Genomic DNA, 21301 nt, shown 5'->3' on the forward strand with positions numbered 1-21301 from the left:
GGTCAGCCTGCCCGGGGCGGGTCGTCCGGCGTGCGGGGGAGCCGGACCGTGACCGTGAGACCTCCGTCGGGGCGGGCGGCGTGGGCGCGCACGATGTCCGGGCCGGGTCCGAAGCCGGCGTGTTCGTCGGTGCGGACCCGTTCCGTGCCGCGCCGGAACGGTTCGGTGAGGGCGGGGACCAGCTCGGGCGGCAGCCGGCGACCGGTGTTCTCGATCCGCAGCGGGCTCGTGCCGCCGGACGCCCCGGCGTGGACCGTCACGGTGCCGGTGGCGTTGACCAGCTCCTTACTGCTTTACTAGTTACCTAGTAGAGCAGTAAGGAGCTGCCGTGTTCGTCTTCCGGCTCGACACCCACTCCGGTGTGCCGCCGTACCTGCAACTCGTGCAGCAGGTCCGCCAGGCGGTGCTGCTGGGCTTCCTGCAACCCGGCGACCGCCTTCCGCTCATCCGCGAGGTGGTCGAACACCTGGCGATCAACCCGAACACCGTCGCCAAGGCGTACCGGCAGATGGAGCAGGAGAACCTGGTCACCGGCCGGCCCGGCCAGGGCACGTTCGTCAACGAGCAGCAGTCGGCGGCGATGCCGGCGTCGACGTACACCTCGCTGCGTCGCGGCCTCGCGACCTGGCTGCGCCGCGCCTACGCGGCCGGCCTCGACGAACAGGCGGTCACCGCGCTCTTCACCAGCGTCCACCAGCAGACGAGGAACGAGGACGTGGCATGACGGCCACCGGGATCGCGCTGCGCACCGACGGGGTGGGCAAGCGTTACCGCAAGGGCTGGGCGCTGCGCGACTGCACCCTGACCCTGCCGGCGGGCGGCGTGACCGCCCTGGTCGGGCCGAACGGCGCGGGCAAGACCACGCTGCTGCGCCTGGTCGTCGGGTTGCTGACGCCGAGCACCGGGACGGTGGAGGTTCTCGGCCACGACGTCACCGCCAGCACCCCGCAGACGCTGTCCCGGGTCGGGTTCCTGGCCCAGGACCACCCGCTGTACAAACGCTTCACCGTCGCCGAGATGCTCCGCTTCGGGCGGGCCTGCAACCTGCGCTTCGACCAGAAGCTGGCCGAACGCCGGCTGGCGAGGCTGGGCATCCCGCTCGACCGGAGGGCCGGTGCGCTCTCCGGCGGGCAGCAGGCCCAGGTGGCGTTGGCGCTGGCCCTGGCGAAGCGACCGGATCTGCTCGTCCTCGACGAACCGGTGGCCAGCCTCGACCCGCTGGCCCGGCACGAGTTCCTCCAGGTCCTGATGGGCGCGGTGGCCGAGGGCGGGGTGAGCATCCTGTTCTCCTCCCACGTCGTGCACGAACTGGAACGCGTCTGCGACCACCTGGTCGTGCTCAACCACGGCCGGGTCACCCTCACCGGCGACATCGACACCCTCCTCGCCGAACACCGGCTGCTCGTCGGCCCGCGCACGGCCACCGACGTGGACCGGGCCGACACCGTCGTGCAGGCCGTCCACAGCGACCGGCACACCACCCTGCTGGTACGCGACCGCGCGCTCCCCACCGCGCCCGGGTGGCAGGCCCAGCCCGTCGCCTTGGAGGACCTGGTACTGGCCTACCTGCGCCACCCCTGCGGGCCGGACGCGGCGACCACCCCGGAGGTGCCGGCATGACCTGGTTGATCTGGCGGCAGCACCGCACCGAGGTCGGCGTGCTGGGCCTGCTCGTCGGCCTGTTCGGCATCGCCCTGCTCGTGCTCGGGACGCAGGCGCACGACCTGTTCCCCGGCGGTCCCGCCCGGTGCGCGGGGCAGGCCGCCGTCGACGCGGCCTGCGCGGCCTCCTTCCGCCTGCTCGACGAGGACTACGGGTACGTCGAGAACCTCCTCGCGGCCTTCTACCTGGTCCCCGTCGTCGTCGGTGCGTTCCTCGGGGCGCCGCTGCTCGCCCGTGAGCTGGAGGACGGCACCTGGCAGCTCGCCTGGACGCAGGCCGTGCCACGGATGCGCTGGCTCGCGGCCAAGCTCGTGGCACTGGCCGGCGTCACCGTCGCGCTCACCGGGACGTTCACCGCGGTGCTCACCTGGTTCCGGCAGCCGTTCGACGCGTGGGAGGGGCGGTTCCAGTACGACGCGTTCGACCTGGAGGGGCTCGTCCCGGTGGCGTACGCGCTGTTCGCGTTCGCCGTCGCCACCGCCGCCGGGGCGATCCTGCGGCGCAGCCTGCCCGCCTTCGGCGTCGCGTTCGGGGCGTTCCTCGCCGCCCGGATGTCGGTGGCGCTGGTGGCCCGCCCCGCGTACGCCACCCCGCTCACCGCCATGCAGCCGGTCCCCGTCGGCGGCACGAACGCCCGGACCGGACCCGGCGTCGCCGACTGGATGATCGAACGCGGCTACGCGGACGCGACCGGGCACAGGCTCAGCTCGACCGAGTACCACGAGCTTCAGGACGCCGCCGACCGGGCCGGCACCAACCTCAACCAGTTCCTGCACGCCCGGGGCGTCCAGGAGTTCGGGGTCTACCATCCGGCCGACCGGTTCTGGACGTTCCAGCTCATCGAGGCGGCCCTGTTCGTCGCCGTCGCGGCGGTGCTGATCGGCGTGGTGGTGTGGCGGGTACGACGCCGCATGATCTAGCGGCCGGTCGCCCACTGCCAGATCGCCTTCCTCGCCAGGTCGGTCACCTCGGCCGGGCCCGCCTCATCCGCGACCCGCCACTGATCGCCCTGCTCGGGTGGTCGGATGCCTGGAACTCGATGCGCAGTACCTCGCTCTCGGGTGAAGAACGACGGAAGACCATCTTGTCGCGTTCGAAGCCGAACCCGGCGCGGGCGCACTCTCGGTGGGCCCGGCAACCTACAGCGCGTAGAGGATCGTAGGCGGCCTACACCCGCTTTCCACGAATTGCCGCACTGGTTGAGCCAACCCCGGTCAGCCCTCACCGCACTCCACATGCCCTCCGCCGCCGGCCTGATCGCCAGCAACCGGGTTGCGCCGGAATCACCAGGCGATAGGCTATCCTGCCCTGGCTCAAAGACTTCGTACCTACGGGGGCGCGGCGGTGCAGCCAGTCAGCAGTGAGCAAATTCGTCATCATGACGTTGCAACTGCCGCCCCCTCGGATGGGCCGAACACCCGAAAAGCGGCCCGCATCGTGACCCCCGGCCGCCTGGCCACTGCCGTCGGTCTCGCCGGCCTCCTTTATCGGGTCCTCCTGGTGGCGCTTGACGTTCCACCGTCCAACAGCGATGAAGGCACCGCCGGATTGGCGGCACTGCACATCGGGGAGGGTCGGCACTGGCCGGTATTCTTCTACGGCCAGCACTACATGGGGGCGCTTCATTCCTATCTGGCGGCACCCCTGGTCCAGCTTTTCGGCACGCAATGGTGGGTAATCCGGGTGCCGGCCCTGGTCATGTACGCGTTGTTCCTGTTGGCACTCTACCAATTGACGAAGACTCTCTACACGCCATGGTTCGCCACCTTCGCTGTAACGATCATGGCATTCGGGTCGGATCGTGTCGTGAAAGATCAGGTACTCGGTGTCGGTGGATACTCCGACGTAGCCACGGCCACGGCGGCGTTGATGGCGGCATCGGCACTCCTGGCGTTGCGCCGGGCGCGCGGGCCGGGAATCTACTTCGGTTGGGGGCTACTAGCCGGCTACGTCGTGTGGACCCACTGGCTTGCACTGCCCTACGTAGCCACGGCCGTGTTCCTGGCAGGTTGGGCAGGCCGAGAGGTGTTGACCAAAGGGCGGCTCCTCCTTGCCGCCACCGGCTTCGCCCTCGGGGTGGCTCCCCTGATCTGGGACAACCTCCGACCCGGCAACCCCGACTCACTGTCGGTCCTGCTTTCCGTCAGCGGCACCGCCGAGCCGGCCCCGTTGGTCGACCGACTGCACGGAGCAGTTCTTCTCGGTCTACCACTGAGTTCCGGCGTGTGTGGCCCGAGCCACTGCGAAACGTGGCAAATGTGGTGGGGGCCCGTCTACCTGATTCTGCTGATCGCGGCGACCATGATGGCGGCCGTTTCGTTTCGTCGGGCCGACACCCGGGATCGACGGCTACACGCCGGCCGGCTCGCTCTCCTCGCCGGTGGTGGGCTGACCCTGATCGCCTACGTGCTCAGCGCCTCATCAGCACTGACCCCCGTGGAGAGCGCCCGCTATCTCCACTACGGGCTCGTCTCGCTGCCAGCACTTCTCTGGCCGCTGTGGGCCGGCCTGAGTTCCGCAGCACCGGGCAACCCCGGTGCGAACCATCTGACGACGGTGCGAGAGGTAGGCGGCTGCTTCGCGTTGACTGTCGCCCGGGTCGCGACGATCGGTGCGCTGGTGGGCAGCCTACTGGTCGCCAGCGGACAACTAGTTGTTCATCAGCCACAGTACGCGGCAGAGGCGGACAACGAGAGGCAATTGAAGGATCAGCTGCTCGCCGCCGGTCTCACCCGGATCTACACCGAATATTGGACCTGCGACAGACTGGCCTACGCGAGCGCGGAAGAGATTCGTTGCGCCGTGGTTGATGACAACCTGAACCGGGGGCACGATCGGTACCGACCGTATCGCGCCCAGGTGGAACGGGCGGATCGGGTGGCATACGTACTGCCCCGCGCGAGCGGACTTGCGGACACCTTTGCACGATCGATCCCCACCGGGGTTCAGGTAATCGAAATCCGGGACATCGGGGGGTATCGAGTTTACGTCTGCCACCAACGTCAGTAGCTCTGGGCAGACGAACCGGCTGCTCCTCGACAGGCCGGGAGACCGAGAGGCGATGAGGTGTCAGCGCTGCCCGGGCGTCCGCCGAGCCGCCGCCGGCCTGGAGGCGGCGATGGCCGGCGCTGTCATCTGTCCAGCTCTCCCGTACTCGCCCGGACGAAATCCGCCACGCCGCGCTGGGCGGGCGACATCCACGCGTATGTTGCGTCCACCGCGTACAGGTAGAGACCGACAGCACCACGCGCGGCGGTCCAGTGCTCGGACGGCAGGACCCGAGCGAGCGCCTCGAACCACCTGGGGTCGCCGGCGGTGCCGTGCCACAAGGCATTCTCGCTGGTGAACAACTCGTGACGCGCGGCGGCCATGACGGGCGTCAGGTGGACCGCGATCAACTGCGCCTGGGCAGCCGCCGCGACGTCCCTGCGGTCACGGATCGCCGCCATGAGCTTCAGCGCCTCCTCGGCGAAGCCGGTGACCGTCTCAGCCGCCCACTGCTCCAGCCGCCCCTGCACCAGCGGCCAGTCCCACGCCTGAGCCTGGGCCCGCACAGAGGCGGCGACTCCGTCCGGATCGTGCAGGATCCGTGCGGTACGCCACGAGGGCACAGCCTGGGCGCAGATCGCAGGGTCGAGAAGGTCCCCCTGCGCCTGGGTCACCGATTTCCCCTGCAACGCCACCAGGCGCGAGTCCCACACCGTCAGCTCGTACTCCGGAAGATCGTTGCCGAGGCAGATGACGTCCAGATCGGAGAGCGCGTGCTGCTCGCCACGGGCGAAGCTGCCCACCAGGACGATGCCCTCGACGTCGGGACGGGTGGCCCGAACTGCATCGACGATCTTGTCCACGTTGTAGTTGTCACTGTTCACGGCCACCGAATCCACTCTGCCCGGGTCTGCACGCCTGTGGGAGCCGGCGGGCTCGCAGCGCGTACTTCGATCATCGGTTCCTGCGGTGCTCGCGATCAGCGGCGCGGGCACGTGCCTGATCCAGCAGTCGTTCCACCTCTTCCGCGGTGGCCGGGCCCGGGTTGACCACGCAGACCCAGCCCTGCACGGCGTAGGCGGGATGGGGCATCAGCTGGTCGGTCTGCGTGAAGTCGAGTTCGTCGCTGTGCGCGGCGAACTCCTCCGGCCCGTAGCCGAACAGGTTGCGGAACTCGGCGCGCCCGACCTCGATGTTGAGCCGGTATCGTCCGGGCCCGGACAGCCGGGACCGTTCGTCGAAACCGGGCACGTCGTGCCCGACGATCGTGGCGAACGGCCGCATCCGGTCCTCGCCGGCGAAGAAGAACCGGTCGCCCCAGGTGTAGGACGGCATCTCGGAGCCGGCTTCGATCCGCGTCTCGGTCACTGCGGGACGGCCGGCGATCCGGGCCGCGTCAGCCGCGCCGGGTTCCGAGCCGATGTGCAGGATCGCGTCGCAGGTCTCGATCGTGGCCGTGTCCAGCGGGAAGTACCCGAGCAGGTCCGTCACGCGTGGGCGCAGGCCGCTGCCGTCGGGCGGTGCGAAGACACCGGTCTGCGGGCCGAGGCGTTCCTCGTAGGTGCCGACTTCCGGTTGGCCGAGGCCGACCGGTCCGCTCGCCCCGAGGCTGCCGGCCACGTACAGGTATCTGCCGCCGAGCAGTGGCGACACGATCGAGCCGGCGCCGTTCCACTGTGCTGCGAGGTCCTGACCATCCCAGTGGGTGTCCCACCGGCTCGGGTGCCGCTGGAGGTGGGCGTTGTTGGCGGAGACCAGTACCGGTCCGCGGTCGCGTTCCAGGGCGAGGATGTCGAGCAGATTCTGCGCCATCAGCGCGTCCCGTGCCGCGAGCAGGCGGCCGATCCGCTGGGACTGGGTGCCCGGCTCGGCCATTGCGCCGTGGTAGGTGAGCAGGCCGATCGCCGTGGTGGCGAGCACCCTGGCTCGGTTCCAAGCCTCGACGGAGGTGTCGCCGATGAGACGGGGCGCGTCGGCGTACAGCTGGGATCGTAGGTCCTCGGCCAGGCCGCGTAGCGCGGCGGCCTGCGGTGAGCGGCCCGGTGAACGCGACGCGTCATACATGATCTCCGGGGCGCTCCAGCGGTCTTCCTCGCCGACCAGGCGGTCGAGATCGGTCGTCGCCGCGCCGAGGTATTCGCACAGCTCACGCAGCAGCGGGCCGGGACTCGGCGCACCGGTGATCTCGGTCGGGGCGTCGAAGCCATGGAAGGTGACGCGCTCTGCCGGTGGCAGTTTCTCGTTGTGTTCGCGCAACCAGTCCACCAGTTCACGGGTGGCCGGGTGAGCACCCCAGCCGTGACTGATGCCGGTGCTCAGGTCCACCTCGTCGCGCCGACCCTGGACGTAGTCGTCGACGGCGAGGCCGGCGGCCCGGTCCGATTCGATCGCGATCGACCGGAAGCCGCGCCCGACGAGGGTTTCGAGGATCCGGTTACGCAGACGGGGGAACGCCGGCTCCCCGTGGTAGGGCTCACCGATCGCGAGCAGGCGCGGCCGGCGGGCACGGACAAGGGACAGCAACTCGGCGTCGAAAGCCATGACCTCAACCGTATCGTTGAACCAACCTGTGAAACTTCACTCGATTCCTGCTCGGAGACTGCCACGTGAAGCCTCAAACTGCGAGGTACCGGCCGGTGGATCTGGGCCGGGCAGTCGGGCTGTCCGCGCAGGCGGTCCGCAACTACGAGCAGGCCGGGACGATCCCGCCCGCCGCCCGCACGGCCACCGGCTACCGGGTCTACACCGATGACCACGTGCGCGCGCTGACCGCCTACGTCGCGCTCATCGCGGGATACGGCCACCGCGCCGCCGGGGAGATCATGAAATCCGTGCTCGGCGACGACCTCCCGACGGCGCTGGCCGCGCTCGACACCGCGCACATACAGCTTCACCGCGACCGGGAGACCGTGGAACGAGTCGCCGCAGCGGTCGTCCTACTCGCCTCCGGCCCGCCGGCCACGCTGACCTCAGATCGGCCCATCACGATCGGAGTCCTCGCCCATCGGCTCGGTGTCACCCCGGCCACCCTGCGTAAATGGGAACGAGCCGGAATCCTGGCCCCAGCCCGGTCACGGACCGCCCGCACCTACCACGCCGACGACGTACGCGACGCCGAACTCGCCCACCTGCTGCGCCGAGGCGGCTACCCGCTGCAGCACATCGCGGCCGTGATCGAGCAAGTCCACGCTGCCGGCGGCCCCGGCCCGCTGGCAGCGTCGATCGACCAGTGGCGCGAACGGATCACAGCCCGCGGTCGGGCGATGCTCACCGGCTCGGCCCGCCTCGCGGACTACCTGTCCTCCTCGACCTGACGCACAACAACGCGTGAAGCCATCAGCCCACCAGGATGATGGCCGATACGGCACCGGTCGCGACGATCATTCTTGCGTCCACCGTCTTCTCCTTCAGGTCGGCCGCGGCGGAAACCAACACGGCGCCCACCTCGTCACATTTACTATCGCCGATTACTTTATTCGAGCCGCCTGAGAGACGACGCCCGGAATTCCGCAACTCGGGGGACCACGAGTTTCCCTTGGTTGGAACCAAGGGGGCAGGCCAGTGTCAGTGACCCAACGCGTCCGGCGGCCCTGGCCTTGCGGCCCTGTTGGAGTTGGAAGAACGACGGTCGGGCGGCGAGGAGAGCGACGCACCGTTCGGTCGGGACGTGGCCGGCGCGCAGCAGGGTGGCGCAGCCGGCCAGGATCTGGGCGAATCCGTCGGCGAGACCGGTCAGGTCGCGGTGTGAGGTTGCCCTTGTCCGGACCGCTGGACACGGCCCTGGCCGCGCGGGGGCTCAGCCGGCGGGTCGGCGTCGCGGGGACCGGTGATCGGGTCAGCCGGGCCGACCGGCGGCCATCGTGGCGGCCAGACCGGCGACCGTGGGATCGGAGAACAGCGTCCGGATCGGTAGGTCGATGCCGTAGTCGGCGCGGATCCGGGCCATCAACCGGGCCGCCGTCAGCGAGTGCCCGCCGAGGGCGAAGAAGTTGTCCCGCACGCCGACCGGTGCCGGTAGCAGCAGCAACTCTGCCATGATCGCGGCCAGTCGGGCCTCGACCGGTGTGCGCGGGGCGACCCGCTCCCTGCTCGACGACGCGTTCCAGTCGGGCTCGGGCAGGTTGCGGTGGTCGACCTTGCCGCTGCGCGTGAGCGGCAACGTGGGCAGCACCACGTACGCGGCCGGAACCATGTAGTCGGGAAGCGTCCGCCGCAGGTGTTCGCCGAGCCCGGCGGGCGGCTGGTCGGCACCGTTCGCGGTGACGACGTAGCCGACGAGGCGCACGTCGTCACCACCGCCACGCACCGACACCACGGCCTCGGCGACGTCAGGGTGGCTTCGTAGGGCCGCCTCGACCTCGCCGCTCTCGATCCGGTACCCGCGGATCTTGATCTGCCGGTCGACCCGGCCCGCCAGCTCGATCCGGCCGGTCCGGCGCCACCGGCCGACATCACCGGTCCGGTACAGGCGGGCGCCCGGTCGCGGGTCGAACGGGTCGGGCAGGAAGCGGGCCGCGGTCATCCCGGGCGAACCGTGATAGCCGAGGGCCACCCCGGCTCCGCCGATGCAGACCTCCCCGAAGACGCCGGGCGGGACCGGCCGCTGCCGGGCGTCGAGCACGTACAGCCGGGTCCCGGCGATGATCGAGCCGATCTCGATCGGGGCCGGCGATCCGGCGACGGCCGCACCGCCGGAGTAGACCGTTGTCTCGGTCGGGCCGTACAGGTTCCACACGCGCGTTCCTGGGCCCGCCCCCAGCACGTCGGCGAGGTCCCGGGGCAGCGGCTCCCCGGCGGTCATCCGCAGCGACACGGTGTCCGGAACGCCACCGGCGTCGACGAGCATCCGCCAGCCGGTCGGCGTGGCCTGCATGGCGGTCGCGCCGCTGTCGATCAGCAGTTCGCGCAGTCGGGCCGGGTCCTTGACCTGATCGGTGTCGGCGACCACGACGCGTCCGCCGGCCAGTACCGGCGCGATCAGCTCGACCAGGGCGATGTCGAACGCGAACGTCGACACGGCGACGAACCGCTCCCACGGGCCGAGGGCCAGCTTCGGCCCGACCGCGTCGAGCAGCGCCGCGATACCGCCCTGGGTCACGGTGACCGCCTTGGGCCGGCCGGTCGACCCCGAGGTGAAGATGGTCACGGCCGGGGCAGACGGCGGCCCGTCGAGTACCGGCTCGGGTCGTTCGGGGCCGGCAGGGAGCGCGGCCAGGTCGACGACCGGTATCGGCACCGCCGTCGGCGGGAGGGTCGGCGCGCCCGGTACGCCGCTGTCGACCACGATCGCAGCCGCTTCGGCGTCGGCCAGCATCATGGCGATGCGCTGTTCCGGATAGATCGCGTCCAGCGGTATGTAGGCCGCGCCTATCGACCAGACGCCGAGGATCGTGGGCAGAAGCCGGGCACCTCGGGGCAGCAGGATCGCCACCCGGTCGGACGCGCCGACGCCACGGTCGGCCAAGGCGGCGGCGGTCCGCCGGGCCTGGTCGCGCACCTGAGTGCCGGTCAGCTCGCCGTCGCTGCCGGCGACGACGACCGAGTGACCGTCACATGCCGCGTGCAGTCTGGCCACCGCCGTCGCGTCCGGGTCGAGGTGTGGGCCGGCGTCCGGCCAGCGGTCGGTGACCAGGGTCGACAGATCGGAAGACATGATCTCCGCGTCGGCGACGCCCCGGTCCGGGTGGTCGGCGAGACAACGCAGGACCGCTTGGAAGCCGTCGGTCACGAGGCGGCCGGTCGCGTCGTGGAAGAGGTCGCGGTGGTAGTTGACCCGCACCTGGGGGCCGTCCGCCGCCTCGGTGACGGTCAGCTCGATCTCGAACTTCGTCGTGCCGTTCTCCACCAGCTCGGGTCGCCAGTGGAGCCCGCCGCGGTCGGGGACGGCCCAGGACTCCTCCATCGCGAACATCACCTGGGTCAGCGTGAACCGGGCCGGATCGCGGTCGGGGCGCAGCAGCTCCACCATCCGCTCGAACGGCAGCTCCTGATGGGCCAGCGCCCGTACGGTCGCGCGGTGGACGGATCGCACCAGGTCGCCGAGCGTGGCGTCCCGGTCGATCCGGACCCGGATCGGCACAGTGTTCATCAGCAGGCCGACCATGGTCTCGGTCTCCGGCCGGGTCCGGGCGGCCATCGGTACCGCGATCACCAGGTCGTCACTGTCGGTCAGGCGGGACAACACGACCGCGTAGGCGGCCAGCAGGACGGCGAACATCGTGGTGCCCTGGCGGGCCGCGAGCTGCCGGAGCGCCTCGGCCAGGCCGTTGTCCAGCGTGGTGTGGTTGGACCGGCCGGCGAAGGTCTGGCGGGCCGGGTACGGCTCGTCGTTCGGCAACGACAGCGCCGACGGCGCGTCGGCCAGCTCGCTCTGCCAGAACCGGCTGGCCGGCGCGTACCCGCCGTCCTCGGCGTGCCCGAGCTGCCAGATGGCGTAGTCGGCGTACTGGATCGCCGGCTCCGCGACGGTCGGGGCGCTGTCGCGGACGATCGCCTCGTAGTCGGTGGACAGCTCGTCGAAGAGGACGCGGAACGACCAGCCGTCGGCCACGATGTGGTGGGCCACGATCGCGAGGACATGGGCTTCCGGCGACATCCGGACCAGGGTGGCGACGGCGAGCGGCCCGGTCGCCACATCGAAGGTGACGCCGGCCATGTCGCGGATCAGCGCCCGGGCGGCAGGTACCCGTTCGCCGTCGGGCCGGTCCTCGACCGAGGTGATCAGCAGCGGTCGCGGATCCGGCTCGTCGTCGATGATCTGCACGGGCACGCCGGCCTCGTGGCGAAACGTGGTGCGCAGGGATTCGTGCCGGGCCAGGGCCGCGTCCCAGGCTCCCTGCAGCGCGTCGACGTCGAGCGGTCCGTCCAGCCAGACCGCCCAGGAGATGTTGTACGTGGGCAGGTCGGGGTCCATCTCGACCAGCAGCCACATCCGCCGCTGGGCGAACGACGTCGGGAGCTCGTACACGGTCACGCCTCAGCCCTCCTCACTCTGGTCAGCCGTCTTCTGATCCACTGCGACCAGGCGCAGTTCGCTGGTGTAACGCTGGCCGTCGGCATCGACCAGCCAGGCCTGATCCGGTTCCGGCAGCATCTCGACGACGGTCACCGTCGCCTCGGCCCCGGCGCGGTGGCGACAGCGTCGGACCGACCGGGAGATCAGGTCGATCGACACCGGGCTGGTCAGGTCCGCGTAGATCGGCTTGCGCTCGCCGGTGAACCGGAGGAACACGTGTCGGGGCAGTCCGTGGCCGGTCGCCCAGCCCCGGGCTTGCAGGTACCGGATGCTCTCGTCGGCCGTTCCGGCGAACGCGAGGTCGGCAGCGGCGAACGTCCACCGCTCCCGGCCGACCACGAGATCGTCGATGGTGACACGGGGCGTGTGGGCGGCGGGCGGTACCGGGTCGAAACTGTTGACGATCACGCTCATGATCAGGTCACCGAGGACCGGGAGCAGGTCGCGTTCGAAGGTGCCGTCGCGGTGTCGGACCCGCAGCCCGGTCGGCGAGTCGACCACGTCGCAGTCACCCACGGCCAGGGTCGTGGCCGGGTCGTAACCGTTGGCGTCGTGTGACCAGACGAGCCACCGGTCGCCCGGAGACACCAGCACACCGGCCTGCCGGGTGGCGCTGCCGCCGATCTCGGCCGTCTCGGCCTGCCAGACGACCGGTCCGGCGAGGTCGTGCCGCATGGCCGCGTGGTAGCCGTCCGGGTCGTCGTGCAGCTCCAGCCACGTGCCGTAGCGGGCGGTGACCCTGCTGGGGTGGACCTCGCCCAGCACCCAGGTGAACCGCCCGCCGGCGGCGGCGTCCGCTCCGGCGATCATCAGGTCCGGGCTGTGGAACACGGCCGTCGGCCACGGCCGCGGTGGGGCCGGGAACCGGTTGGCGGCCCGTCGCCGCAGGTCGGTCGAGCGTAGCTGGACCCGCCGGGAGCCCTCGGGCAGATCGAGGATCGCCGACCAGTGCTCCTGCAGCGCCGTGACCGCCGGCTGGATGAGGGTCGGTGCCCGGTGGAACAGGGCGTCGTTGACGAGCAGCCAGAAATCGGCGAACGGCACGACGTCGGTGCCGAGCTCGGTGGCCCGCTTCCGGTGGGCCGCCTCGAAGTGGCCGGTGTACGCCTCGGCACAGGCGCCGAGGAACCATCGGGCACTGTCGAGCACCAGCGCCAGCGCCTCGCGGATCCCGTCCAGGGTGTCGGCACCGAGCCGCACGGTGTCGGCGCGTCGGCACTCCTCGTAGGCGACCGTACGGCCGGCGTACAGTTCGCCGGCCCGTCGGGTGGGTGGGACGCCGGCCAGGCGGGTGAACGTCGCCTCCAGGCCGGCCATGGCCGCAGCCAACCTGTCCGGGTCGCCGGCCGCGCCGGCCAGCTCGTCCCGGGCGGCGGTCAGCTCGTCGAGCGCCCGGGTGGCCGCCGCTCGGACGTCGTCGTCGGTGACCCGGGCCAGCAGCGCCCGCATGGTCCGCTCCGGATGGATGTCGGGCGGGGATATCTCGACCTGCCAGGCCAGCCGACGCTGGTCGGCCAGCCGGGCCAGCACAGCGAGAACGTCGTCGACGTCACGTAGCCCGGCCGACTCGTCAGCGAGTGCCAGGGCAGCGACCGCGCCGGCGTCACGCCCACCGTCGACGGCCCGCAGGACCGCCGCCTCGGCCGGGGTCAGCGGCACCGGCGGTGCCAGCGGCACGCGGAGCCGGGTGTCGTCGAGACCGACGAACGGCATCCGCCGCGGTACGAGCCAGGGACGGAGGGCGGTGGTGTGGTCGGCCAGGATCGCGGCCACCGCCCAGCCCTCCAGGTAGGTGATGCGATCGGCCAGGAACCGCCCCGCCGGGTCGTACCTGATCCGGATGCCGGTGCCGTCGTCGATCTGTGACCAGTTCACCGGGCCGAAGAAGCCGATGGTGTCGTTCTTCGCGCAGTACCGCTGCAGGTAGCTCGCGATGAGCGCCTCGTGCTGGCGGGCCTTGGTGTCCCGCCTGGCCGGCTCCGGCCCGCGCCGGACGACCGGATCGAGGCCGGTCGTCAGCGCGTGCCGGTTCTGCCAGGCGACGGCTTCTCGCAGCGCCGGCCGGCTGGCCGCCTCGTGCAGGGTCGCGGACTGGCGTCGCACCGCCGCGGCGAACTCGGCGGAGTAGGCGGCCATGGCCGGCTCGCCCGCGGCCACGACGGCGTCGGCCGCCTCGGCCAGGTCGGCGGCACCGAGGCTGGCCAGTAGGTGGACCGGAAAGCCGGCCCCCCGCAGGCAGACCGTCCGCCACAGTGCCCAGTCGCCGCCCAGGTGGACCAGGTGCGGCGCGGTCTTCCGGCCCGGCGGCGGGCCGGGGGCGGGGGCGCGGAAGGCCCGGCGGTCCTGGCGGCCGATGGCGGCCGGGCGTACCGGACCGGGTGCGGCCCGGTCGCGGGCGGCGTCGATCGCGGCGGCACAGTCGACGAGCGTGGGCTTCTCGTAGAAGGTGGCCATGCGCAGCTCGACGTCGAACACCTCGCGGATCCGGAACATCAGGCGCGACGCCAGGAGCGAGTTGCCGCCGAGGGCGAAGAAGCTGTCCTCGCGACCGATGTCGCCGTCGTACGGGCCCCGGGCGGGCAGCAGCCGCCGCCAGGTGTCGGCCAACCGCTCCTCGGTGCCGCCCCGCGGCGGGGTGACCGGCCCGCGGGTCTGGGCCTCCGGCGCGGGCAACGCGGCCCGGTCGATCTTGCCGTTGGCGTTGAGCGGGAACCGGTCGAGGGCTCTGAACCCGGTGGGTACCAGGTACTCCGGCAGACGATCGACCAGGAAGTCACGCAACGAGGCCGGCCGAAGGGTGCCCGGGTCGACACCGTCGGCCGGTGTCACGTACGCGATCAGGTGCCGCTGCGCCCCCTGACCGGCCACCAGGACGACCGCGTCGCCCACGTCCGGATGCGTGCGCAGGACCGACGTGACCTCACCGGGCTCGACCCGGAAGCCACGGATCTTGATCTGGTCGTCGGCGCGGCCGACGAACTCGAGTGTCCCGTCGGCGCGCCAGCGGGCCAGGTCCCCGGTCCGGTACAGACGCGTGCCGTACCCGCAGGGATCGGGCACGAAGGCCCGTGCGGTGGCCGAGGCGTTGCCGACATAACCGCGGGCGAGGCCCTCCCCACCGGTGAACAGCTCGCCGGCCACACCGACCGGCACCGGCTGACCGCTCTCGTCGAACAGGTGCACGGTGGTGCCCTGGATCGGGCGGCCGATGGGCACCGTCGACGCCACCTGGTCCGGGTCGTGCATGACGTGGCACGTGGTGAACGTGGTGTTCTCGGTCGGGCCGTAACCGTTGACCAGCGGCCGGCGGCCGCGGGCCGACAGCACGGCGCGCACCGTGGTGGGGCTGAGCGCGTCGCCGCCGGCCAGGAGGACGGGGACACCGGCGACGGCCTCGAGATCCGCCTCGGCAAGCTGGTGGAACAGGCCGGCGGTGAGCCACGCGACCGTCACGTCGGCGGTGCGCAGCAGGGCGGCGATCTCCGGCAGCCCGAGCGGACCGGGCGGCGCGATCACCGCCGTCGCGCCGGTCAGCAGCGCACCCCACAGTTCCCACGTGGACGCGTCGAACGCGACCGGGGCGAGGTGCAGGAGGCGCTGGCCCGGGCCGAGCGGGGCGAACGACGGGTCGTGGACGAGCCGTGCCACCCCGCGGTGTGGCACGGCGACACCCTTCGGTACCCCGGTCGAGCCCGAGGTGAAGCTGATGTAGGCCAGGCTGTCCGGGTGGGACAGGTCCGGCGGCGCCGTGCGCTCGGCGGCGGCGCCGGTGGGCTCGGCGTCGACGTACACCGTGTCCACCCCGGGTAATGCGGCCCGGTCGGTGGCCCGGGTGGCCAGCCGGAGCCGGACGCCCGCGGCGGCGATCATGGCCGCCGCCCTGGGCGCCGGGCTGTCCGCGTCGATCGGCAGGTACGCGCCGCCGGCCTTCGACACGGCCAACAGGGCCACCACGAGGTCGACGCCGCGCTCTACCGTCACCGCGACCGGCACGTCGGCGACTACCCCGTGGCGGCGCAGCCGCCAGGCCAGGGCGTTGCTGCGCCGGTCCAGCTCCGCATAGGTCATGGATCCGGCGCCGAAGACCAGCGCCGTCGCGTCCGGCCGGACCGCGACCTGGGCCGCGAACAGTGCGGGGATCGTGCCACCCGATTCGGTGTCGGGCAGCCCGGGCCCACGGTTCCAGGGCTGGAGCCGCCGTGACTCGTCGTCGGACATGAGCCGCAGCCCGTCGATCGGGGTGTCCGGTCGGGCCAGGGCGTCGGCGAGCAGGTTCAGGTAGTGCTCGACCAGCCGGGACATGGTCGACGCATCGAACAGATCGGTCGAGTACTCCCAGATCAGGTGCAGGTCGTCGTCCTCGGGCCGGGACTCCCGGCCCGCCCGCTGCGCCCCCCGCGGCACCACGATGACGTTGAGGTCGGCCTTGGCCGAGCCGTTTGCCCGCTCGGTGACCGCACCGGTGAGCCCACCGAAGTCGAGGTCGGGCACGGCCGAGTCGTGGAAGCTGAACATGACCTGGAACAGCGGGAGCCGCGCGGAGTCGCGTTCCGGCCCGATCGCGTCGATCACGGTGTCCAGCGGGGTGTCCGACCAGGCCAGCGCGTCGAGCACGGTTTCCTGGACCTGGTCGAGCAGGTCGGTGAACGACATTCGGCCGTGCGGCCGGGTCCGCAGGACGACCGTGTTGACGATCATGCCGAGCAGCGGCTGGAGCTCGGGCAGGCTCCGGTTGGCCATGCCGGTGCCGACCAGCAGGTCCTGCTGCCCGGTGTACCGGTGCAGCAGGGCGGCGAAGGCGGTGTACATGGTCGAGAACAGCGACACCCGGCGCCGCCGGCTGAACGCGCGCAGTGCGCGGGCCAACTCGGTCGGGACGGTGATCCGCGGTGCCGCACCACGCAGGCTCATGACCGGTGGCCGTGGGCGGTCGGCCGGCAGCTCCAGCCGGTCGGACGCGCCGGCGAGCCGGGCGGTCCAGTGGTTGACGTGGGCCTTGAGCACGTCGCCGTCCATCCACTCCCGCTGCCAGATCGCGTAGTCCGCGTACTGGATGGTCAGCTCCGGCAGGGGCGACGGCTGACCGGCGGCGAACGCCGGATACAGGGCCGACAGTTCGGACAGGAACACCGCGAGCGACCAGCCGTCGTGGACGAAGTGGTGTTCGACGTGGACCAGCGTGTTCTCGCCGTCCCCGTGGCGCAGGAGGAGCCAGCGGGCCAGCGGCGCGCTGGTCAGGTCGAACGGCTGGGCCAGCTCGACGGCGAGCACGTCGTCGGCCTGTTCGCGCGGTACGTCCAGGACGCGCAGGGGGGCGCACACGCCGGCGACCGGCTGCTGCACCGGGACGCCGTCGACGCTGACGAAGGCGGTCCGCAGCATCTCGTGCCGGCGCACGATCTCGTCGAGCGCGGCGCGGAGCGCGCCGGTGTCGACGTCGCCGTGCAGCGACACCGTGGCCTGGAAGTTGTAGGCGATGTTGTCCGGGGCCAGTTGCGCGAAGAACCACACCCGTCGCTGCTGGAACGACAGGGGAATCGGCTGGTCGCGGTCGGCCCGGGTGATCGACGGCGGGGTCGGTGGGACCGGGGAGTTCAGGTCCGGGTCGGTGGCCACCTCGGATCGGCCGGTCCGCCCGTCGACCAGGTCGGCGAACGCGGCGATCGTCCGGGCGCGGGCCAGCTCGGCCAGGCTGAGCTTCGCGTCGAGTTCGACGCCGATCCGGGTCGCGAGCCGGCCGACCAGCAGCGAGGTGCCGCCGAGGGCGAAGAAGTCGTCGTCGGCGCCGACCGCCACGCCACCGAGCAGGTCGGACACGATCCGGGCCACCGCGCCCTGGGTCGGCGTGCGCAGCGGTGCGGTCACCGCGGTCAGGCCGGCGGCCACCCGGTCGGGCGCGGGCAACGCAGTCCGGTCCACCTTGTCGTTGGGCGTCATCGGCAGCGCGGGCAGTACGACGACGGCCGCAGGCACCATGTACTCGGGCAGCCGGGCCCCCACGAAGGCGATCAGCTCGGCCGGCGTGGCGTCCGCGGCGACGTAGGCGTGCAGCACCGGGTCCGCGCACCCGGTGCGCTGGGCGGCCACGTAGGACTCCCGAACGGCCGGGTGCTGCCGCAGGACGGCCGCGATCTCGCCGGGCTCGATCCGGAATCCGCGGATCTTGACTTGGTCGTCGAGCCGGCCGAGGTACTCGTAGGTCCCGTCGGGCCGGCGGCGGACCAGGTCACCGGTGCGGTACATGCGCTGACCCGGGACCGCTACGTCGGGCACGAACGACCGCGCGGTGGCAACCGGATCGTTCAGGTAGCCCCGGGCTACGCACGCACCGGCCAGGCACATCTCGCCGGGACTACCGTCAGGCACCACGTCGGAGCCGTCGAGCACGTAGCAGCGCACGCCGTCGAGGGGCACGCCGATGGGCGGCGGCACCGGCCCGCCCGACGGCACCGTGGCGGTCGTCGCGGCCACCGTGCACTCGGCCGGCCCGTACACGTTGACCAGGGTGAACGGCAGACCGGGCGGCAGGCTGCGCTGCAGCGCGGAACCGCCGGTGTGCAGCCACCGCAGCGCGGTGTGCGCCGGCCACGGCACGTCGAGCACCGCCTCGGCCAGCGGCGTGGGCAGGAAGGTCGCGGTGATCCGCTCGTCGGCCAGCCAGCCGACCAGGTCCGGTGGGGAGGCGCGCACGGCCGCCGGTGGCACCACCAGCGTGCCACCGGCCGCCAACGTGGGCCAGGTGTCCCACACCGAGACGTCGAATCCGGGGGCGCACAGCAGCGTCGTGCGGTCCCCCGGGCCCAGGCCGAAGGCGCTCTCGTGCCAGCGCATGAGGTTCGCGAGGCTGCCGTGACGTACCGCGGCCGCCTTGGGCCGACCCGTCGATCCCGACGTGAAGATGACGTAGGCCAGCGCGTCGTCGTCCGGTCGTGGGACCGGCTCGTAGCGTGCGGCGGGCGTCTGCGCCAGGTCGACGACCTCGGGGTCGCCGAGCTGCACGCCGGCCGACAGGCGCGACGGGCTGGTGATCACGGCGGCGGCCCCGGACAGGCCCAGCAGCTCCGTGGTCCGGGCGGCCGGATGGGCCGGATCGAGCGGTACGTACGCCGCGCCGGCCAGCAGCACCGCCAGCTCGGCGACGACGATCTCGGCCGACCGGTCGATGTGAACGGCGACCACGTCACCCGGTCGGACCCCACGCCGGGCGAGCCGGGCCGCCAGGCCGCAGGCGTGTCCGGCCAACTCCAGGTAGGTGAGCAGCCGGTCGCCATCCTGTACGGCGATCGCATCAGGCGCCTGGGTCACGCGGGAATGGAATTGATCGAGGATCATCACGCACGCTTCCTCTGGTGGTGGCGGCTTGACTCGTGGCCTCGCGGGTCAGGTGCCCGACGCCATGGCGCGGCGCAGGCTCAGCGGACGCATGTCGGTCCAGATCTCCTCGATGTGGGCCAGGCAGTCGGCCTCGGGGCCACGGAAGCCCTCACCCCGCCACCCGGCCGGCAGGTCACGGTTGGCGTCCCAGATCGAGTACTGCTCCTCGTCGTTGACGACCACGAGGTAGGTGCGGTCCATCGTCAGTTCCCCTTTCGCGCGGACCGGTCGGCCGTTGACTGGGCACCGGCCATGGTCACCGTCGTCCCGGCCCCGGCCAGAGCGCGGCTGATTGGTTCGGGCACCCGTCCGTCGGCGATCCGCACCGAGGTCACCCCGCCGGCCAGGGCCTCACGGGCGGCGACGAGTTTGAGCGCCATGCCGCCGGCGACGGATCCGGGCGCGCCCGCCGGGGGCACCGCGTAGGTGCTGTGCATGCTGGTCTCGTCCCCGGCGTCGGCGAGCACACCCGGCGCGCCGGTCAGCAGCACCAGCCGGTCGGCGCCGAGCGCCACCGTGAGCGCCGCCGCCACCCGGTCGGCGTTGACGTTCACCGGCTGGTCGTGCTCGTTGATCGCGGGCGGCGACACCACCGGTACGAAACCGGACCGCAGCAGCCCCTCCAGCAGGTCGGTACGAACGGCGGCGATCTGTCCGCCGTGGTTGTCACGCACCAGCACGGTCCGGCCGTCGACCATCGCCCGGACGGCCGGTTTGCGGCGGGCCCGCAGCATGCCGCCGTCGAGTCCGGTGAGGCCGACGGCGGGCGCCCCGAGGCCGGACAGCGCGGCGACGATCGCCGGTTTGACCGCCCCGGCCAGCGCGAGCACGACGACCTCCAGCATCGCCGGATCGGTGTACCGGGCCGACACGCCGTCCGGGGCGACCAGGGTGCGCTGCGGCACCCCCAGCTTCCCGGCCAGCCGGGCGATCTCGCCGGAGCCGCCGTGCACCAGGACGACGGACTCGCCCCGGTGGACGAGCCGGGCGACGTCGGCGCAGATGCCCCGGGAGTCCACAGCCGGGTTTCCGCCGCACTTCACGACCGTCAGCAGTCTGGTCACGGCTCTCCTAGACGGGGTGCAGGCCGGGAAAGGACAGGCCGAGGTTCTCCGGCCAGCCCATGCGGATGTTCAGGCACTGGACCGCGTTGCCGGCGCCCCCCTTCATGAGGTTGTCCAGCGCCGCGATGGTGGTCAGCCGGCCGGTGTCCTCGTCGAATGCGAACCCGACGTCGCAGAAGTTCGAGCCCGACAGGATCTTCGGCTCCGGGTACCGGTACCGGCCGCGGTGCTGCGCGACCAGCCGGACGAACGGCTCGTCGCGGTACCGCTCGCGGAACGCCCGGCGTACCGCCTTCTCGTCGACGCCGGGTTTCGGGGTGACGTGGCAGACCGTCTGCACGCCCCGCACCGCCTCGACCCCGGTCGCGGTCATGGTGACCCGTACGCCGACGTGCCGGGCGATCTCCGCTTCGTGCCGGTGTCCGGTGGGCGCGAACACCCGCATCGCCCCGCTGCGGAACGCGTGCAGGTTGTCCTCGCCGGCGGTGGCCCCGGAGCCGCTGGATCCGGTGCGCGCGTCCAGGTGGGCTTCCGGTCCGATCAGGTCTCGGATCGGGTGGAGCGAGAGCGTGCCGGCCACGGCCATGCAGCCGGGCACGCTGACCAGGTCGGCACCGCGTAGGCGCTCCCGGTGCAGCTCCGGAATCCCCGGAACGAATTCGCCGAGCAGGTGCGGCGCGACGTGCGAGGAGCGGTAGTAGCGCTGGAAGACCTCGGTGTCCTCCAGCCGGAAGTCGCCGGTGAGGTCGATGACCTGCTTGCTGTGTCCGGTCCAGCGCTCGATCTGGGCCATCGCGGCGCCGTGCGGGGTGGCCAGGAAGACGGTGTCGTACTCGTCCACGTCGTCCGCCGGACAGAACGTCAGGTCGGTGGCGGATCGCAGGTTCGGGTGGACACCGTCGACCCGTTTGCCGGCGAACCGGGAGGAGACTGCGGCCGTCACCTCGACCTCGGGGTGGCCGACGAGTAGTCGCAGCAGTTCCCCGCCGATAAACCCGGCCGCGCCGACAACAGCGACGCGGATCACTCGCCCCAGTCCTCTTCGATCTCGGGGGCGAGCGCGAGCACCGTCGGGCTCAGGGCGACGATCTCCAGTTCGTTCCGGCAGCCGGCACACTCGACGATCTCGTTGAGCCGTGCCGAATCGCTGATCGACACCTCGTCCGTGCATTGTGGACAGTCCGACATGGTGGTCAAG

At 71.7% G+C, this 21301-nt stretch carries 14 protein-coding genes and 1 pseudogene; 5 read left to right on the forward strand and 10 right to left on the reverse strand.

Annotation, left to right across the window (positions count from 1 at the left end; genetic code table 11):
- Positions 1–2: 2 nt before the first annotated feature.
- Positions 3–260, reverse strand: a complete 258-nt coding sequence (locus tag B5D80_RS03470; protein ID WP_211291375.1) for a histidine kinase — start codon at positions 258–260, stop codon at positions 3–5.
- Positions 261–328: 68 nt separating this feature from the next.
- Here B5D80_RS03470 and B5D80_RS03475 point away from each other — a divergent pair, with 68 nt between their 5' ends.
- From B5D80_RS03475 to B5D80_RS03490, 4 genes are all read left to right on the forward strand, one after another.
- Positions 329–724, forward strand: a complete 396-nt coding sequence (locus B5D80_RS03475; RefSeq protein ID WP_088642299.1) for a GntR family transcriptional regulator — start codon at positions 329–331, stop codon at positions 722–724.
- Positions 721–1620 carry an ABC transporter ATP-binding protein gene (locus B5D80_RS03480; RefSeq protein WP_088642300.1) on the forward strand — a complete coding sequence of 300 codons (900 nt, stop codon included), beginning with the start codon at positions 721–723 and terminating at the stop codon, positions 1618–1620. The genes B5D80_RS03475 and B5D80_RS03480 overlap by 4 nt, the downstream gene beginning before the upstream one ends.
- On the forward strand, positions 1617–2582 hold the full coding sequence (locus tag B5D80_RS03485) for an ABC transporter permease subunit (protein WP_088642301.1): 966 nt from the start codon (positions 1617–1619) through the stop codon (positions 2580–2582). The genes B5D80_RS03480 and B5D80_RS03485 overlap by 4 nt, the downstream gene beginning before the upstream one ends.
- Before the next feature lie 424 nt (positions 2583–3006).
- A complete protein-coding gene (locus B5D80_RS03490; RefSeq protein ID WP_144081553.1) occupies positions 3007–4671 on the forward strand; it encodes a glycosyltransferase family 39 protein in 1665 nt (554 codons plus the stop codon).
- A gap of 122 nt (positions 4672–4793) precedes the next feature.
- On the opposite strand, the gene B5D80_RS03495 is transcribed toward B5D80_RS03490, so the two are convergent.
- Positions 4794–5540, reverse strand: a complete 747-nt coding sequence (locus tag B5D80_RS03495; protein WP_158224107.1) for a nucleotidyltransferase domain-containing protein — start codon at positions 5538–5540, stop codon at positions 4794–4796.
- Between the two features lie 64 nt (positions 5541–5604).
- Positions 5605–7191, reverse strand: coding sequence for a DUF6194 family protein (locus B5D80_RS03500; RefSeq protein WP_088642304.1), 1587 nt, complete (start codon positions 7189–7191; stop codon positions 5605–5607).
- 65 nt (positions 7192–7256) lie between these two features.
- Here B5D80_RS03500 and B5D80_RS03505 point away from each other — a divergent pair, with 65 nt between their 5' ends.
- The gene (locus B5D80_RS03505; protein WP_088642305.1) at positions 7257–7964 is read left to right on the forward strand and encodes a TioE family transcriptional regulator; all 708 of its coding nucleotides are present in this window, start codon (positions 7257–7259) and stop codon (positions 7962–7964) included.
- A 266-nt stretch (positions 7965–8230) separates the two neighbouring features.
- On the opposite strand, the pseudogene B5D80_RS34960 reads toward B5D80_RS03505, so the two are convergent.
- The 7 genes and pseudogenes from B5D80_RS34960 to B5D80_RS34735 form a co-directional block, all read right to left on the reverse strand.
- A pseudogene (locus B5D80_RS34960) lies at positions 8231–8423 on the reverse strand (site-specific DNA-methyltransferase); the annotation flags it as partial.
- A gap of 62 nt (positions 8424–8485) precedes the next feature.
- Entirely contained in the window at positions 8486–11623 is a 3138-nt protein-coding gene (locus tag B5D80_RS03510; protein ID WP_088642306.1) for a non-ribosomal peptide synthetase, read from the reverse strand.
- A 3-nt stretch (positions 11624–11626) separates the two neighbouring features.
- Positions 11627–18970, reverse strand: coding sequence for a non-ribosomal peptide synthetase (locus B5D80_RS03515; protein WP_158224108.1), 7344 nt, complete (start codon positions 18968–18970; stop codon positions 11627–11629).
- A 75-nt stretch (positions 18971–19045) separates the two neighbouring features.
- Positions 19046–19240 carry an MbtH family protein gene (locus tag B5D80_RS03520; RefSeq protein ID WP_088642308.1) on the reverse strand — a complete coding sequence of 65 codons (195 nt, stop codon included), beginning with the start codon at positions 19238–19240 and terminating at the stop codon, positions 19046–19048.
- A gap of 2 nt (positions 19241–19242) precedes the next feature.
- Positions 19243–20103: a [LysW]-aminoadipate kinase gene (locus B5D80_RS03525; RefSeq protein ID WP_088642309.1), complete on the reverse strand. Its 861-nt coding sequence runs from the start codon at positions 20101–20103 to the stop codon at positions 19243–19245.
- Between the two features lie 7 nt (positions 20104–20110).
- A complete protein-coding gene (argC, locus tag B5D80_RS03530; protein ID WP_088642310.1) occupies positions 20111–21130 on the reverse strand; it encodes an N-acetyl-gamma-glutamyl-phosphate reductase in 1020 nt (339 codons plus the stop codon).
- A complete protein-coding gene (locus B5D80_RS34735) occupies positions 21127–21291 on the reverse strand; it encodes a lysine biosynthesis protein LysW (RefSeq protein ID WP_088642311.1) in 165 nt (54 codons plus the stop codon). Before B5D80_RS34735 ends, argC begins: the two co-directional genes overlap by 4 nt.
- Positions 21292–21301 lie beyond the last annotated feature (10 nt).

The sequence above is a fragment of the Micromonospora wenchangensis genome (assembly GCF_002210435.1).
Lineage (GTDB): Bacteria > Actinomycetota > Actinomycetes > Mycobacteriales > Micromonosporaceae > Micromonospora > Micromonospora wenchangensis.

Bases quoted from the DNA above. Each gene is read 5' to 3' on its own strand.
- B5D80_RS03520 (WP_088642308.1), bottom strand. From the start codon at position 19,240: ATGGACCGCACCTACCTCGTGGTCGTCAACGACGAGGAGCAGTACTCG.
- B5D80_RS03480 (WP_088642300.1), top strand. From the start codon at position 721: ATGACGGCCACCGGGATCGCGCTGCGCACCGACGGGGTGGGCAAGCGT.
- B5D80_RS34735 (WP_088642311.1), bottom strand. From the start codon at position 21,291: ATGTCGGACTGTCCACAATGCACGGACGAGGTGTCGATCAGCGATTCG.
- B5D80_RS03500 (WP_088642304.1), bottom strand. From the start codon at position 7,191: ATGGCTTTCGACGCCGAGTTGCTGTCCCTTGTCCGTGCCCGCCGGCCG.
- B5D80_RS03485 (WP_088642301.1), top strand. From the start codon at position 1,617: ATGACCTGGTTGATCTGGCGGCAGCACCGCACCGAGGTCGGCGTGCTG.